This is a genomic window from Treponema sp. R8-4-B8 (genome assembly GCF_054786175.1).
Genome location: NZ_BDHE01000489.1, coordinates 25,029 through 41,358 on the forward strand (window position 1 = coordinate 25,029; position 16,330 = coordinate 41,358).

12 protein-coding genes are annotated in these 16,330 nt (G+C 44.8%); 8 read left to right on the forward strand and 4 right to left on the reverse strand.

Annotated elements, in window-relative coordinates:
• Positions 1 to 137 precede the first annotated feature (137 nt).
• The 5 genes from ACYVRA_RS15290 (at position 138) to ACYVRA_RS15310 (ending at position 5,507) form a co-directional block, all read left to right on the forward strand.
• A complete protein-coding gene (locus ACYVRA_RS15290; RefSeq protein ID WP_461253597.1) occupies positions 138 to 551 on the forward strand; it encodes a hypothetical protein in 414 nt (137 codons plus the stop codon).
• A gap of 452 nt (positions 552 to 1,003) precedes the next feature.
• A complete protein-coding gene (locus ACYVRA_RS15295) occupies positions 1,004 to 2,206 on the forward strand; it encodes an ABC transporter ATP-binding protein (RefSeq protein WP_461253598.1) in 1,203 nt (400 codons plus the stop codon).
• A complete protein-coding gene (locus ACYVRA_RS15300; RefSeq protein ID WP_461253599.1) occupies positions 2,207 to 2,944 on the forward strand; it encodes an ABC transporter permease in 738 nt (245 codons plus the stop codon). It begins immediately after the preceding gene.
• Between the two features lie 6 nt (positions 2,945 to 2,950).
• On the forward strand, positions 2,951 to 4,579 hold the full coding sequence (locus ACYVRA_RS15305) for a GldG family protein (RefSeq protein ID WP_461253600.1): 1,629 nt from the start codon (positions 2,951 to 2,953) through the stop codon (positions 4,577 to 4,579).
• The gene (locus ACYVRA_RS15310) at positions 4,569 to 5,507 is read left to right on the forward strand and encodes a DUF4340 domain-containing protein (protein WP_461253601.1); all 939 of its coding nucleotides are present in this window, start codon (positions 4,569 to 4,571) and stop codon (positions 5,505 to 5,507) included. Before ACYVRA_RS15305 ends, ACYVRA_RS15310 begins: the two co-directional genes overlap by 11 nt.
• Here ACYVRA_RS15310 and ACYVRA_RS15315 read toward each other — a convergent pair.
• Positions 5,488 to 6,627: a nucleotidyl cyclase domain-containing protein gene (locus ACYVRA_RS15315; protein WP_461253602.1), complete on the reverse strand. Its 1,140-nt coding sequence runs from the start codon at positions 6,625 to 6,627 to the stop codon at positions 5,488 to 5,490. The genes ACYVRA_RS15310 and ACYVRA_RS15315 overlap by 20 nt on opposite strands.
• Before the next feature lie 39 nt (positions 6,628 to 6,666).
• Between ACYVRA_RS15315 and amrB the strand changes: the two genes are divergently transcribed.
• Positions 6,667 to 7,494 carry an AmmeMemoRadiSam system protein B gene (gene amrB, locus ACYVRA_RS15320; protein ID WP_461253603.1) on the forward strand — a complete coding sequence of 276 codons (828 nt, stop codon included), beginning with the start codon at positions 6,667 to 6,669 and terminating at the stop codon, positions 7,492 to 7,494.
• Between the two features lie 219 nt (positions 7,495 to 7,713).
• On the forward strand, positions 7,714 to 11,859 hold the full coding sequence (locus tag ACYVRA_RS15325) for a GLUG motif-containing protein (RefSeq protein WP_461253604.1): 4,146 nt from the start codon (positions 7,714 to 7,716) through the stop codon (positions 11,857 to 11,859).
• A gap of 170 nt (positions 11,860 to 12,029) precedes the next feature.
• On the opposite strand, the gene ACYVRA_RS15330 is transcribed toward ACYVRA_RS15325, so the two are convergent.
• Positions 12,030 to 12,398, reverse strand: a complete 369-nt coding sequence (locus tag ACYVRA_RS15330) for a hypothetical protein (RefSeq protein ID WP_461253605.1) — start codon at positions 12,396 to 12,398, stop codon at positions 12,030 to 12,032.
• Between the two features lie 391 nt (positions 12,399 to 12,789).
• On the opposite strand from ACYVRA_RS15330, the gene ACYVRA_RS15335 reads away from it, so the two are divergent.
• Positions 12,790 to 13,257 (forward strand): type III secretion system chaperone family protein, encoded by a 468-nt coding sequence (locus ACYVRA_RS15335; RefSeq protein WP_461253606.1) that lies wholly within the window; start codon positions 12,790 to 12,792, stop codon positions 13,255 to 13,257.
• A gap of 77 nt (positions 13,258 to 13,334) precedes the next feature.
• Here the strand turns inward: ACYVRA_RS15335 and ACYVRA_RS15340 are convergent, their stop codons facing one another.
• The gene (locus ACYVRA_RS15340) at positions 13,335 to 14,942 is read right to left on the reverse strand and encodes a 6-hydroxymethylpterin diphosphokinase MptE-like protein (protein WP_461253607.1); all 1,608 of its coding nucleotides are present in this window, start codon (positions 14,940 to 14,942) and stop codon (positions 13,335 to 13,337) included.
• A complete protein-coding gene (locus ACYVRA_RS15345) occupies positions 14,935 to 16,311 on the reverse strand; it encodes a 6-hydroxymethylpterin diphosphokinase MptE-like protein (protein ID WP_461253608.1) in 1,377 nt (458 codons plus the stop codon). Before ACYVRA_RS15345 ends, ACYVRA_RS15340 begins: the two co-directional genes overlap by 8 nt.
• Positions 16,312 to 16,330: the final 19 nt, after the last annotated feature.

Here is a 16,330-nt window from a genome sequence, read left to right on the forward strand (position 1 = left end):
CTTGCCTTTATAACAAACAGCGGCGTTTATTGGTGCTATGCTGTGCGACATTATTGATCTACACGGCTACGCCGTGCGTTTATTTAGCGTCTTCGTGATCTTCGGGTGAGTTTTTTCGTAAGGAGAAATTAATTTGAATGAAACAATCCATCGCTTTCGCCCTATTCTGTATCTTCTCCTCGCTTTCCTCGCAGGTTGCCTTCTCGCAGGACTTTTCTTCAATAGACAACGATTTACAAACATTGGAATCCTTGATAAACGATACTCTAACCAACACGCAAGAGCAGCAGAAACTATTGGAAGACTTGAAACAGAACTTGAACGCGAGCGCGGAATTAATAAACAACTACGAGAACACAATCAAAGAGCAAGAGAACTTACTGGCGGACTTACGGAAACAACTAACCGCAATGTCAGAAACCTACAAGAAGCAGTCTCAATTATCAGCGAGATACGCGCAAAACTCAAAGTTCTGGCGAACTTTTACGCTAATAGCGATCCCGGTAACAGCGGTAATTAGCGGCGGCGTGGTGTGGGCGGTGAGCAGGTAACTCTCTTTTTTTTACAACGAACCATGCGAACACTTTGGAATTTATTCATAATATTTCACACAAAGCTCACGAAGGTACAAAGATCACGAAGTGATAAATTGCTAATTAGCGCTAGAGGATGTATGCCCTATAAAATTCTTGAGTACAGTCAGGGCAGGCTGCGCATGGCAAAAACATCTTCTGGAATTCTCCGACGTAGGAGACTTGGGAATAAAACAAAGAAAATTCAGAGAATAAAAGTTCGGCGACGACCCCTAGATAAAGCTTTCTGCCCACCGCTGTTTAGTCGCCGAAAGGCTCCGTAGTCGGGTTCCCCAGAGTTTTTGCCATGCGCAGCCTGCCCTGACTGTACTGAATAAATTCTTTGGGCATACATCGTGTAGTAGTTCGTGGTAAAAATTCTTTCAATAATCCATGTTCCCAATACTGATAAAATTTGCTAATATGGCAATATGAACACAAACGCGAAGATAGAAGTAAAAAACCTGTCTAAACAGTACGGAAATGTGCGGGCGGTTACGGATGTTTCATTTTCCGTGGGGGATCAACAGGTGTTGGGTTTTCTTGGGCCGAATGGCGCGGGTAAAACTACCGTTATGAAAATTCTTACCGGTTTTCATTTTCCGTCGAATGGGACGGCATATATAGACGGTATTTCCGTTGAAGAACAGCCGCTGGAAATTAAAAAGCGGATTGGGTATTTGCCGGAAAATGTGCCTCTTTACGGGGACTTAACCGTTGATGAGTATTTAAACTTTGCCGCTCAGGCGCGGTTTATTCCAGTGCATGAGCGCGAGGCGGCAATTAACGCGAGCCTTGAAGCGTGCGGTTTAACAGCATTCCGCAGCCGCAAGATAGAGACGCTCTCCAAGGGGTACCGTCAACGAGCTGGTTTGTCGCAGGCAATTCTTCACGATCCGCCGATTTTAATCCTTGACGAGCCGACTACAGGGCTAGACCCGAACCAAATTATTGAAATTCGCTCCCTTATTAAAGAGCTGGGAAAACGAAAAACCGTAATTCTTTCCACGCATATTTTGCAGGAAGTGGAGGCGATTTGCACTCAGGTTTTGATTATTAACGAGGGGCGCATTGCGGCGCAGGGCAGCCCGGAAGAGATTGCAGGTACCATGAAGGGAGGCGACACATGGGAACTTATCCTGAAAGGGGTAAGCGAAGCCGGCGAGCCTGTTGATACGGGCGTTGTCGGTGGCAAGTTACAGTTATTAGGTGACATTTCCAACGTGTTGGTTGAAAGTACGGCGGACGGATGCGTTTGCGCCAATTTCTTTGTCCCGGCTGGACCAGAGGGTGAAAATCCGGGAGAGCGTATTTTTGATTGGGCGGTGGCGCAGAATTTAAAAATACTCGGCATGAGCAGGAAAAAAATCAGCATTGAAGACATCTTTGTAAAACTTACAAGCGATGAGAAAAAACAAATTCAAAATCAAGATCAAAATCAAGATCAAGATCAAAATTTGAATCGAGATCAAAATCAGAATCGAGATCAGAATCAAGATCAAAATCAGAATCAAGATCAAAATCAGGATCAGAATCAAAATCAGAATCAGAATCAAAATCAGGATCAAAATCAGAATCAAGATCAAAATCAGGATCAAAATCAAGATCAAAATCAGGAAAAAGGAGCGCAGTAAATGAAAAAATATATTCCATATCGCGCCCTGACTTTGGCGCGGAAAGAAATTTTTCAGTATTTATACGCGCCGGCGTTTTACGGGGCGGCGGTTTTCTTTCTTATGCTTTGTTCAATATGGCTGTTTTTTTTCCAGCAGTATTTCTCAACGGATCAGGCTACTCTGCGCCCTTATTTCGGCTTGTTTCCTGTAGCTTTTATTTTTGTCATTCCCGTGATCACCATGAAAAGCTGGGCGGAGGAAAGAAAAACCGGAACTGTTGAATTGCTATTGACCATGCCTTTTACCGAATGGGATCTTGTATTGGGAAAATTTTTCTCCGCGCTTTGCATGCTTGCCGTTATGCTGGTTTTAACAATACCGCTTCCGCTGAGTTTGTTAAGCATGGGGAGTTTTGACGCGGGAACTGTTTTTTGCGAATACCTTGGAGCGTTTTTACTGTGCGCGAGCGCGACCGCTTTGGGGTTGTTATTATCCTGCCTTTCTAAAAGCCAGGGCGGGGCGTTTCTTGGCACCGCGGTCATCTTAATGGCGGTAATGCTTATTAATAGCATTACGTTTGTACTTAACCTTCCGCAGTGGCTTGCACAGGGGATTAACTTTTTTTCGCTTACCTTTCATTTTGATAGTTTTTCCAAAGGATTAATTGATTCAAGGGACATCGCGTTTTTTATTTTAACCGCCGCGTTATTTTTATTTATCAACACAAGGGTTATCCTTTTTAGGAAATGGAGATAGCGAAGTATGACAAAAAAACAAGTTATCATTATTACAGCGTTATCTGTTATCGCTTTTATTCTCGCGTTAATGGTAAGCGGACGTTTATGGCTGCGTATTGATCTTACAAAAAACAAAGCGTATACAATTTCTAAAGTTTCGCGTAACCTTCGTAAAGAATTAACCGAACCTGTAAATATCACTTATTATCTTTCAAATAAACTTAGGACGGTTACTCCAGCGCCCGGCGAAATTGAAGACACGCTAAGGGAATACGCCGCGTATTCACGGGGAAAAATCCGCCTTACGGTGCGCGATCCGTTAAAAACAGGGCTTTCAAAGGCTGACGAGCTTGGCCTTCAGCCGAGGCAGGTGCAGACCGTGGAACAGGATAACGCGAGTCTTGTCACCGTATATTCGGGAATAGTTATTGAGTACCTTGACAGAATGGACGTTCTGCCGTGGGTAATATCTACGGATACGCTTGAATACGATCTTACGTCAAGAATACGCTCTTTGATAAATGACACTGAACGCCTGTTGGGAGTATTAATAGGCGACAGTTTCCGGCAACTAAGGGAAGATTACGGCTACTTGGAAGCCACGTTAGCTGAAGCCGGTTATAGAATGCGTTTGCTTTCCATAGGCGAAGATATTCCTGAAAATTTGCCGGCGCTCTTTGTGCTTGGAGGAACGGAAGACATGGATGACTGGGCGCTTTACCGTATTGACAGATATATACAACAGGGGGGGAAGGTTCTTTTTGCGGTAGAGGGAGTGTTCATAGACACCGTTAGCGGTTCTTTAGAAGCAAGGCTATATAGAAACCAGACGTTACTCGAAATGATTTCTTCTTACGGCGTAATTATCAGGCAGGAATTCGCGTTGGACCGCAGCGCGCTAACATTGCAGTACCAGACAAGGACGCAAAGCGGCGCGGTCCAGTACAGGATTACGCGTTATCCGCTTTGGATTGGCGTTTTGGGCGATAACGGAAACGTTAAACATCCTGTAAGTTCCGGGTTTTCCGGTCTTGATCTTTACTGGGCAAGCCCGCTTGAATTAGCTCCGTCTGCTTCCGTTCAGGCGGATGTTCTTTTTACAAGCACTCCGCAAGCATGGGTCATGAAAGAAGCTTTTTATACAAGCCCTGAAATACCCTATTTGCTTGAAATGGAAGCAAATGAAACAAAGGGCGTAAAGATTCTGGGAGCGGCCTTAAGCGGAATATTCCCAAGTTTTTTCAGGGGCAGCGCGAAACCTGTTCGCGAAGGCTCAGAGGAAGAACTTCCCGATATGCCGGGAAACGCGCAAGAGTCGCGGATAATTGTTGTAGGGGATGCTGATTTTGCCACTAACATGATCAACGCCACTCAGGCGAGGCACAACCTTGATTTTCTGCTTCGCGCCGCCGACTGGCTCGCGAATGACGATGATATAATCGGCATACGAAGCAGGCAGCCGCAGACAGGCCGCTTTGATAAAATTACGGATCCAAAAAGCCGCGCCGCCGTAATAAAAATTATTCAAATTTTAAATATCGGCTTTATTCCGCTTTTGGTAATTATCGCAGGCCTGTTTCTCGCGTCAAGACGCAGGGCGCGGGCGAGAAACGCTGAATTAAAATCCGTAAAGGAGAAAGACGATGACATATAAAAACCGCCTTATTTTTCTAGGAACGCTGATTGGAGTATTATTATTAACATATATAGCGAGCGTTATTTTTACTTCTGATATCGGCTCTAAATCATCATTATATACATGGCTTGATTCAAAAACCGCCGAAAAGACAATTAGAATAGCGATAAAAGACGCGGATAATGAATTTGAACTGAAAAAGAAAAGCGGACAATGGTTTGTTTCACATAACGGGCTTGAATATCCGGCAAAGCAATTGCGGGTGGAAGATTTTTTAAAAATCCTTACAACCCGCTCGGCGTGGCCTATTCGCTCCGCGAGCGCGTCCAACCTTGAACGTTTTGGCTTGGAGCAGTCACCTTCAAGGGTTACAATTTATGGGGAGACTGTTCTTCTTGATTTAATGGTCGGTTATGAGGACGCTTATAAAAGCGAAATATATTTACGCAAAGCGGGGCAGAACGAAGTTCGCGCGGGAGACAGCGCGATTAAGTCGTATATTTCAAGCCCTATTAACAGCTGGTATAACTTAAGGCTCATTCCTGAAACTGAGAATGGGGGTGTTGCTTTAAGCGCCGTACAAAGATTGTCGGTTTACAGGCCGCAGGAGACGCAGGTTTTTTCACGTAAAAACAGAAGATGGGAAATTTCCGGCATTACCGTTACAAACCCGGATCAAAACGCGGTAGACGCTTATATCCGCCAACTGTTATCCGTAGAAGGCGATAATTTTGAAAATTCCGTGAACAGCGCGAATCCGATGTTTGACAAAACAAGCATTGTGCTGGAATTGGGGAATGGCCGTATTGTTACAATTCGTTTTAGCGACGCGGATGAAACGGGGCGGAGATTAGCCCATGTAAGCGGCAGGGAATATATTTATATGATTCCAAAATGGCAAGTAGAAAAGCTCTTTAAAAACGCGGCTAATTTTGAGACGCAATAAACGCGCGGTATTTATCAGGATCGCTCTTAAACGCTATTATCGACGTTTTTGGATCGTTCTTTGCTTTTTTAAGCGCTTCCATAGCTTCCAGAATCAGGCGGTTGGCTTTACACAATCTGCCCGAGCGCGTGGATAAGCCGATACAAAGGCCGTAAGCCTCGCTGTAGCTTTTTGGGAATCTTTCCGTTATGCGCTTGTAAAAATTTTCCGACATGGCGACCGCCGCGTCAAACCCCGTTCCAGGAAGAATAACGGTAATGCCGCATTCCCCGTATTCAAAAAGCAGATCTCTTGAAGTAAAGAAAGTGACGGCTTCTTCGGCAGCCTGCCTGAAAACTCTTTCTTCGCCAATATCTGTAAAATCCATTATTAGAAGCGCCAAATCTTTATCTGACGAAGAACATCGGTGCAATTCAGAATCCAGCCTGTCAATTAAATATTCTTCCCAGCCAATTCCGCTTCGTGAAGAATAAAGCCCCTTGGGGCCGGATGTCGATTCCAAATCTTTAATTACGCGGGAAGTTTTTTCCGATTTAATGGGAACAAAAATTGATTCTGATTTAGCGCCTTTTCCCAACAGCGACTGTATCAGCAATGTAAAGAAAGAAACGGCGAATCCTATCAGTATAAGAAATAAAGTTTCTTTCATTATTTTAATAAATTCAGCATAGTCAAAGGCATCGGCTACGCCTTTGATATTCGCGTTACGCACGTCCAAAATCGCCAGCGGCTTGTAAAGATTTTCGTTTAAAAAATAAAATTTATTTTTAAATCTAGGCGCGTTATTTACCCATGTGATGGCATATCCCGGTTTTTTTTCAAAAGCGTTTCCGCCGTCAGGCCCCGTTATTATCAACGCTTCCAGGCTTTTGCTGTGGGAAAGCGCGTTATTTATAGCCTTAATGAATCTGTCGTCCATGAATTTCTGATTTCCTGCCGCTAAGGCGACATCGGCAATACTTGAAAATTCCTGTTCAGCCGTTATTTTGCGCTCGTCTATGCTTAAATAGATTCTAACCGCTCCTTGAACTAACGCGAAAAGATAAATGACTATGCAAAGGGCGGCGATAATCGAACCTCCGGGCGATGAATTCCCGGATTTCTTATTTTTTATTTCCATATTTATTATTTCTCTGATATAATTATCGGAAGTTTTTATATGCAAATAAGAGATTATTCATTGCCCGCGGGGTGGTATCCCCGAGACGGAGAAGCGGTTTCCGCGTTTTTATCGGAGTTTGATAATGTAAAACGCTCCTGCCGCGCCGCAATTATGCCCCACGCCGGCTGGTACTACAGCGGCAGGACAGCCGCTCTTGGGGCGGCAAGCCTTCAGCGTGACGCCCAGACGGTGGTTATTCTAGGCGGTCATTTGGGCGCGGAAAGCCCGCCCCTATTCGCCATGGAAGACGCGGTAAGAACCCCTTTCGGTTCCATGCCAATAGACGCCGCTTTACGCTCCGCTTTGTTGAAAGAAATCGGCGGCGCGAAAGACATTTACCGCGATAACACCGTAGAAGTTCTTTTGCCAATGGCGCATTATTTTTTCCCCAAGGCGAATTTATTGTGGCTTCGCCTTCCCGCCGCGATAGATTCTTTTGAAAGCGGAAAAACCATATCGCGAATTGCGGCGAAATTAAACCGTAAAGTAACGGTTTTTGGTTCCACGGATTTAACCCACTACGGACTGAATTACGGCTTTTCGCCGCAGGGCAGCGGAGAGGCTGCTTTACGCTGGGTACGCGACGTAAACGACGCCGCTTTTATAAAAGCAGTTGAATCCGGCGACAGCGAAGAAGTTCTGCGCCGCGCTGAGGAGGATTATTCCTCATGTTCCGCAGGCGCTGTGTTAGGTGCAATGGGTTTTGCCAAAGTGGAGGGATTGCAAAAAGCGCGGCTATTGGCGTATGCCACAAGCGCCGACGCCGACAAGAGCGCAGTTCCCGATTCGTTTGTTGGGTACGCGGCGTTTGCGTTTGATGTTTAGTTTGGGAAGAGGTCTCACGAAGAGCACAAAGAGACAAAGATCACAAAGAGAGGGAAGGGTGACGGTCACCCGTTTTTGACAAAAACGGCTTTTTTGTCAACTCAAAAAGGTCGCCTTTCGCTCTTTGACAATTATTAGAAATGTGTTATTATTTTATTATGAGTATATATAAACCTTTCAAAGAGAGTCAAAACAATAACATAATGAGTGAGGGATTTTATGGCTAATAAATACATTTCTAAAAACTGTGACATACCTCCCTTTGACCGCGGCGCGGACGGCGAGATAAATCTCGCCTCAGTTTGTTCATCGGGGTTAAGCTGTTCGGCGCCGGGGCGATTGGGGGTGGTTCATCCACACGCCTTAGGCGGCGTGCATAATATGCCCCCCCCCCCCCATTCTCCCAGCAATATCAGGGGCAACAAAATGAAAACAAACCCCATAGCACCGCAAACTGCCCGCTATTCGCTTCTTCTCGCTCTTCCCTTTCTTCTTTTTTCTCTTTTCATTTTTCTTTCGTCATGTGATTTGTTCACCGGGCCAAAGGTTGACCTGTTTCAAGTAATCAGTGATGAGGTGGATTGGGCTAACGCCGCGAAACTGACTGTGACCGTGGCGTTCCCTCCGGAATGGGGGAACAGCCCTCAGAGCGGGGAAGGCAAGTGCGGCGACACCCGCTTGGGCTACGAGTTTGGGGTGGAGTTTACGCCGCTGTCGGGATTCGGCTTTGAAAAATGGCTTGCCTTTAAAACCGCCGATTACGCTGATCTGGACAAAAATTTAAGCAGCGGCGAGGTTGAAAGTTCTTCCCTCAACGACAACGGGGTTACGATAACAGAAAGCGTTAGCGATACCGGAGCTAGAACGGCGAAGGTGACAATCAACATTAAAGAGCCGGTAACGCTCGTGCCTTGGTGCGACCCGAGGCCGCGGCTGACACAGCAGACCAACCCGCCGCTTAACCCCATACTGACGCCGTTCCCGTTTAATCAGATTGTAAACGTCTGGTTCAACATGAATATAAAACCCGAAACGGCGGTGTTAGGTGAAACCGTCACAGTTACGGGCATATACGCGAGCAACGTGGGGAACAGCGCGCGCGGGCAGCCGTTCAACGGGGACGGGGATTTGTCGGCTTATTTTACGGTTGGGTTTCCGGCGGCTAACCGCATGACGCTTACGCCGATAGAGGAAACTGCGAGCGAGCTTGCCCTGCTGTCGATCACCGTGACAGTGGGGCCGGGGGTGCAAAATTCAAACGGGGTGGCGATGGCGCAGGCTGAGGTTATCAGCTACCAAACAGATTCAAGGGAGGCGCAAAAGGCGTACCGCGCCGAATACATCACGGCTAGCAGGAACGGGACGAACTGGTTTGGGGACTCTGCCGATTACCCGTGGAACAGCCCTTCGATAGACAGGCGGTTTAACCAAAGCGACAAGAAAACCGCATATCTTAAATTCTCCGTGAATCCGCCTGAGGGTGCGCCTTCCGTGCCGAACAAAATAAAGGTCGTCGAGAGAATGGCGTATAATCTGAGCGGCGGCCCTTCCATTCAATCGTCACTTGATAAGGAATGTACGGACTTTACCCTGTCGGGCGGCGTGTACACGTTTACCTACGCTTTGCAGACGGACAGGTCGGGCATTATTCAAATTTTAATATTGCCGTGGTATGACGACGCCGACTCCCCCGTGTATCCGTTGCAGGTTAATGAGGCGGTCTCGGAAGGGCAGTATGTTACGGTCGTGATGGACCTCTTGGCCCCCGACTTAGACGTAAGTAATCTTAACGCGAAGCTGAACGATCCGTCCTCGTTTGATACGGTAGGAAATAAAACCGTCCACGTGTATGGCGCGGGCGCGGAAGTAATCCTGACGGTGGACGGGCTTGAAAACCTCGCGGACAACGGGTCGCAGGGTGGCATTAGGGCGGCGCAGGCGTGGGGGCTTCCGTGGACGATGGACGAGGCGCGCGTCCTGTACTGGTATGCCCGTATCGGGGAAGATAATCAGTCGGTGAAAAAAACAAGCGAAAAGCTCAACGTGTATGACGGGCTGACGCTGAACAAGACATGGAGCCCCGAAAGCATAAGCGACTTAACGGCTTCGGGCGGCTATAGCGTGTACGTGAAGTTTGAAGACAGCATGGGGAACGTGTCCGACTGGAAGGACACCAGCCTCATTGTAAAGTATTCGACGGCGTACATTTATCCTGTTACCGGTCTTCAGGCGGTTTGCGACCTCGCCGGAAATTTGATAACGGCAAGCTGGTATATCCCGCAGGGGATGATTGGCGCTTATGTGTCCGTGAACGGCGTTGTGACTACCGTGGATGTCAGGGATTCGCACAGTAAAAGCTCTCACAGTTTTTCTGTTCCGGTCATAAACAAATCTGGCGTGAGTAACGGGCAGGCGGTAAGCAATGTCCAGAGATACGAAATCAGCGTGGTTGCGTATAACGCCGCGGGCAAGGCGGAAGCGCAGACGCTTTTTGTCTGGAATATCGAGGGCATGACTGTTACGCAGGGCAACACCGTTATCCTGACCCAATCTAATTTTGAGGCGGCGCTTGCCGCCGGCAGCGAAAATAACTTTGTCCTTACCGAAGACGTAACTCTGTCAGGCTGGACGCCTGTTGCGGGAAACTTTACCGGAAAGTTCTACGGCAACGGGCATACGGTTAGCATTATTGATACCGTTAGAGATAACGAAAACATTAGCGGCATCAAAGTTGCGCCCACCGGACCCGCCAATATGGGGCTGTTCGGCGAAGCGTCGGGCGGTTTTATCCGCGACCTTACAGTGCGGTATTCATGCGAAATAACCCGTTCCGGCATGACCCATTTCGGCGGTATAGCCGGCATTATGTCGGGTACGGCGAATTTGGAAAACACGCTGGTTTTGGGCAGTTTTTCAGTTGAGGTAGACACTGACAATGATATGGAAGTTGGGGGCTTCGCGGGGAGAATGAAAGACTCGGCAAGCATACTAAACGCCTACGGCGGGCTTGATCTTACAGTGGAACACCCCTACAGTAGTGAAACTTTGGGTGAAGGTAGCTCAGTTTACATGGGTGGTATTGCGGGAATTATTATGGGTGACAAAATAGCAAATAATGACATAAAAGTAAATGTTGAAAAAGTAACGGTTGTGGGAAGTATTAATGTTAATGCCGAAGCTCGTAAAGCTGGAATGTTTTTGAATGGGGAATTACAATTTGAGTATGATCAAGGTCTTAACTTGGGAGGGCTTGTGGGCTATATTTACGATGCTGAACTGAATGATTCCCATTACCGGCAAGGGAACATTATTGTATATTCAAAATCTGGAGACCTCAGTATTGGAGGTGCCTTTGGGATAATTGGATATCGTCTAGCAGTAATGGAAGAAGCAGGAGGAGATGAATTTTATTTTTATATTCCTGCCATAATAAAAAATTGTTCTACTGTTGTTGGAACATTTGAAAACACATATATCAAAGATTCGGAAAAAAGTATTGGGGGTTTTGTAGGCATTTTTTATAATGGAAATATTGATAACTGTTATTCTGAAAACCATCTAACAATAGATGCAAGCTTAATAATTGATAGTGATTCTGTCTTTTGTATAGGAGGTTTTATCGGCCATTCATATAACGACATTTCATACTGTTATTCAAAAGGTGATATAAATTTAATTTCTAGTTCATATGTTCTTGTCGGTGGTTTTATAGGAAACTCGGAGGGAATTACTAAAAACTGTTTTTCAACGGGAAATGTGAGTGTGTCATCAAAAGGTACCGGTGGTGCAGGGGGGTTTGCTGGTTATCAAGTGACTAAAACCATCGAAAACTGTTACTCTCTGGGAAATGTGTTTGTCGTATCAAGTGAATACTTTCTTGTGGGAGGTTTATTAGGTTTAGGTACGGGAGCTTTTAATAATAACTTTTCTACAGGCGCACTAACCGTTCAGAATAATAATGGAGGAACAGGGGGTCTTTTGGGCTCTTATAATGGTGGGGGCGGTATAAAAAATTGTGTTGCTCTTTGCACAAACGTCAGGGTTACTTGTCCCGCCGCTCAACCTAACATCGGGCGGGTCTGCGGGACTATGGCAAGTAGTACTTCATCTATCAACTACGCTAACGGTGATATGACGCTCTCAAGTCGCACGGCCAACGGCGCGGCATGGACTGCTGTTACCCCGTCTTCGACCGGAGCCGCCACAAAAGACGGCATAAGCACCTACGAAGACAAATTCCGCGACCCGGCTTTTTGGAGAGGGCTTGGTTTTTTAGACAAAGACTGGATTTTCACCACCACGACTGGTATGCGCCATCCCATTCTGCGGACAAGAGACGGGTCGGAGATGGGGGGACAGAGGTAAACAAAAGAAAAAAGAAGAGAGAAAAATGAAGAAAGAGAGGGAGTATTCTCTTTGTGTTCTTTGTACCTTCGTGATCTTAGTGTGAACTTTTTCGAATAAATTTCCACGCAGCCAACAAAAAAAATGGCTGTCTGACCACAGCGGTCAGGCAGCCGTTAAAACTTTTAAGGTTACTGTTTTCTCATTGTTACTGAGTATTCTGCGCGGTTATACCTGTTGATACGCATGTTCAAATCGTCGTTGAGCAAAGGCTTCAAGAATTTATACGATCTTCCGGCCTCGGGACAGGTGAAGGAAATGGCGGGTTGGGTTCCTTCCATGGTAACCTTAAAATCTTGAATTGTTTTGTCGGAAAAGTCGTACAAAACTCTTCCGTCAGTACTCAAGATTCTGATGTTGTTTGATGTGAAATCCCATACTGCGTCGTAGTTGGCATCCAGCCATTGCCCTAAGGGGAAATTCCCCAGATAGATGGGATCCGCTGACAGCGCTCCTGCTACTGTCAATAGAATGATAAGAATCACAATGATTTTTTTCATTTATATATCTCCTATGAATATTAAGATAATAATTTACGGAAGAAGATAAAATAGATTTTTGCATGTTATAAGAAGATAACTAAAAAATTAAAATAAGTTTGTTAAAAACTTACAAAATTTCACATAACGCTCTTATGAGAAAAAGCCTCACACAAAGAACACAAAGAAACAAAGATCACAAAGGGGAAGAAGATGTTGTTGTCCGAAGTCTAAGCGTGGGCTTCACGATAAGATAACGGACAAAAACCTCTTATTCCTCTTCTTTGTGTTCTTCTCTTACTTTGTGTCCTTTGTGTGAATTTCTTTGCGAATAATGTCTTGACAAATACGCAATTAGATATATACTTATATATAGAAATAATAAATATTTTTAATATTTTAGGAGTTGTGTATGGCAAAAATAGGCAAAATTTTTCTGGCTATTTTTATTTTTGGAGGAATTTTTGTTTTTCCGGCTGTATCACAACAGCAATTGACAAAAGCAGAATTACAAATCATTTATTTTGAGTATCTGTGTAAGGAAGGATATAATCCTTCAATTGACAAAGACGGCGATATTCTTTTTAAAGTGTCAGGAAATAGTTATTTTATAATCGTAGATGAGAATGATCCTCAGTTTTTCCAAGTTTATATGGGGTTTAAGATGGATACCATTTCCACGGAGGATGCTCTTAACGCCGTAAATTATTCAAACAGGTGTTCAAAAGTCGTAAAGGTTTACTTTTCCGCAGACAGAAAAGTTGTCTCCATTACCGCTGAATTGCTCTTAAATGATCCAAAAGATTTTATTCCTGTTTTTTCAAGGACTATTTCCTTAATTCAAAACGCGGAGAATAATTTTATTTCACAGTTAAAATAATTTTCTAAAGAGTTCACACAAAGATCACAAAGGAAGAGAAGGACACAAAGGGGGATCAGGGGGTTTTGTCCGTTATTTTATCGTGAATCTACGAGTATTTTATCTATTTGTTTAATACAATGATATTTTGTCGATTCGATTAGTTCTGCGGTTGTTTTATTGTTTGTGCTACGGTGTTTAAGGGCGGCGGCTGTTGGCAGAAGCGTGGTGAGGATTTGTTTTTCTTTTTCATTTAGTTTGTTTAAATAATTGCCGGTTTCGTTTGGGGTTGGCAGGGCGGCTATGTCTTTGCGGTATTGTTCCAAAAAGGCTGTTCCGCTCATTGTTGTTTTATTTTCTTTGTAAATCGCTCTTTGTACATTCGCGTTTTTACGCGCGTAGTTTAAATTGATAGGCGCTCCAAGTCCCGGTTCGCTTTTTATTTCCGCGTCCATTGTTGCGGCTTTTTCTTCTAGTTTTTTGCGGTAGAAACGTAAAGAGGCCGTCTCATAATAATCTTTTTTTTGTCCGTCTTCGTTGGGAAGGAATGGGGCGCGGTAGAGAAAAGCGGATAATTGCGCTTCCATAGGAGCGAGGCGGGTTTGTTTTCTGTTAAAATAGGGGTAGATGTACGTTCCCCTCGCGTAGGTTTGACTGCGAATGTAGGAAAAGTCAGCGCCGAAAAGCGTTATGTGTTTTGCGCCCAGAGTTTGCGCTAGGGAAAGAGCGGCGTATGTAACGTTTCCGCCTGATGTGTCCAACTGCGGGAAATATTTCCAATGGGCGCATAAATAGCGGGTAAGAGGATGGCCGCTTGAAAAAAAGACGGGGGTGAATTGGGATAAACCGCAGAGTAGGGGAGGGCTTGCGATGTCAAGGATTAGGGGAATCTTTTTGCCGTTTTGGTTAATAATGCCCATAAAGTGATAATAACTTATGTGCTGGCAGTCAATTGATACTACAGCGTCCACTACTATGTTGTTGTGTAACAAAACGCCAAGGGCGGTGTCGGCGCATATAATAAAGCCGTTACGTGATTTAAATTCCGCAAGAGAAGAAATTTGAGTATCCAGCGAAGGGCCTGCGGCGACTATCGCCGCTTCTTGAATGGGGTTTTCTCTTTTTTCCGCAAAAAAATTATTTGTTTGCGTATTTTTTATATTGCGTATAATGTTGGAAAACCAGCGCAAGCCAAAATGAGACTGAACCGAATAATCGCCTGATACGGCGTCAATTGCCTGTTGAATCGCGGCGGCGGCTTTCTCAAATTTTAATTTATCGTGCTCTGTTCTTGTTCTTAGCGGGAAGGTTTTTATGCCGCCGCAGAGAGCGGGGATAAAATTTTCTATGACAAAAGATTTTATTTCTTCTTCGGTTAAATCTATAAGTACGCTAACTCTGCCGTTATTCAGCAGTTTTGAATAATCCCTGTTCGCGAAAAGTTCCGCTATACCGTCTTTATTAAAATCAATTATAACTATGTTTGAAGTTGTAAGCTCTAAAGCGGCATGGGCGGCAAAACCGCCGCCGAGTCCCAGAAAAATTACAAAGTCTGTTTTGCCTATCGTTGACACAAGACGCTGGGCTTCGCGTATCGGATCAATCATGGAATGTAAAGGCAGGGAGCCGCCGTCCTTGTTAATAATCGCAGGTACCGTCTCTCCGTTACGGGATTTTTGGAATGTATAGTAATTTGCGTTATTCATGTACTGCCTTCGCGTAAATGGCTTTTATTGCCATTTCCAATTCATTCTCCGTTACTTTATTTTCGCCCGGAAAAAGCAGGGAATTAAGTTCCTGTTTTAAATTTTGCGCGTATTGCGAATTTTTTATCGCATTTAACAGGGCATGTATTCCTTTTTCACAAAAATTATTTGAGTTTTCATGGCTTACCGCGCTAAAAAAACTATCAGTATTTTTTAACCCGTTACCCGCCGCAGGCTCTCCGTTCTTAAAAATTTTATTGCCGCCAATAGAAAATATTCTTTTTGGCCACTTCTCCAACTGCTCCTTAAACCATGATTCGTATATGCCCATGCTGCCGCCTTTGTGAAGCAATCCCGCCCTCGCGTAACTTTGCGAATAAAAGGGAATAAAACGGTTTGCGCTGCCGTAAAACAGGCTGTCAAAACTGTACGGTCTTGCGTGCGTTCTTATGTCGTGATTTGAAAAATCTAAACCTGCAAGGTAGATATTGCCGTTTGAAAGAAGCATTGCAAGTTCCACGGCGGTTGCCGTTACCGTTCCTTTTTGCGGGATAATCACAGACGGCAATTTAAGCTCATGAAGAATAATGCTTTGCCAAAAACTTCCGTCGTTTATAATCAACTTGGCGGTGTCGGCGCATTGGGAAGGCAGGGCGGCGCATAAATTTACGGCAAGAGCGCTTGTTTTTTTATTTCTGTAAAAGGGGTATATGTGTTTTAACGCCCAACAGCCGCCGTCTGTGGCAATGACAATATCCGCCGTTATTCCCGCCGATGACAGCGCGAGAACCGAAGAAGACGCGGCAATGATTAGGCAATTGTTACGCGCTTTTTGAATAACTGGCATGGCTTGTTCAAGGCTTGGGCCTGAGCCTGTAATAATTACCGGAATTTCCATTTGCCTGTATAAAAGAGTTTGTTTAATATTCCCTATGTTTTTAAAAAAATTCCTTATCCATCTTTTTCCAAAAGTAGCCGTTGTTCTTTTTTCCGCGTCGGCGCGTTTTAAAAAAGAGGCGACGGAAGAGAGTAGTTTGACATACGCTTCTTTGTAATAGTTTAAAGAGGGGCGCCATTCAATTACGCGAATACGGTCGATGTTAATTTCACGAATATGGGTTTCTAAAAACTCAATTGTTTTCGCGGTATCAACACCGGTTAGGGTATGCACTTGCGCGGAAGAAGATTGCGGATAGTAATCCGCTTGCGTATAGTAATCCGCTTGCGGAAAGCTTTCCGCGTGTAGAACCAGTATTTTGCTTTTTTTAAATCTTTCCTGTAATACTGGAATAATGTAGCCAAGACCCGGCTCAATTAAAATAAAACATTCTATCGCGTCGTTTAGATTTAGGGAGTCAATGTAGCGCAAGGCTTCCGCCTGCGGATTG

Bases quoted from the DNA above. Each gene is read 5' to 3' on its own strand.
- ACYVRA_RS15335 (WP_461253606.1), top strand. From the start codon at position 12,790: ATGGCAAAAATAGGCAAAATTTTTCTGGCTATTTTTATTTTTGGAGGA.
- ACYVRA_RS15325 (WP_461253604.1), top strand. From the start codon at position 7,714: ATGGCTAATAAATACATTTCTAAAAACTGTGACATACCTCCCTTTGAC.
- ACYVRA_RS15305 (WP_461253600.1), top strand. From the start codon at position 2,951: ATGACAAAAAAACAAGTTATCATTATTACAGCGTTATCTGTTATCGCT.
- ACYVRA_RS15290 (WP_461253597.1), top strand. From the start codon at position 138: ATGAAACAATCCATCGCTTTCGCCCTATTCTGTATCTTCTCCTCGCTT.
- ACYVRA_RS15300 (WP_461253599.1), top strand. From the start codon at position 2,207: ATGAAAAAATATATTCCATATCGCGCCCTGACTTTGGCGCGGAAAGAA.
- ACYVRA_RS15295 (WP_461253598.1), top strand. From the start codon at position 1,004: ATGAACACAAACGCGAAGATAGAAGTAAAAAACCTGTCTAAACAGTAC.
- ACYVRA_RS15310 (WP_461253601.1), top strand. From the start codon at position 4,569: ATGACATATAAAAACCGCCTTATTTTTCTAGGAACGCTGATTGGAGTA.
- ACYVRA_RS15340 (WP_461253607.1), bottom strand. From the start codon at position 14,942: ATGAATAACGCAAATTACTATACATTCCAAAAATCCCGTAACGGAGAG.
- ACYVRA_RS15315 (WP_461253602.1), bottom strand. From the start codon at position 6,627: ATGGAAATAAAAAATAAGAAATCCGGGAATTCATCGCCCGGAGGTTCG.
- amrB (WP_461253603.1), top strand. From the start codon at position 6,667: ATGCAAATAAGAGATTATTCATTGCCCGCGGGGTGGTATCCCCGAGAC.
- ACYVRA_RS15330 (WP_461253605.1), bottom strand. From the start codon at position 12,398: ATGAAAAAAATCATTGTGATTCTTATCATTCTATTGACAGTAGCAGGA.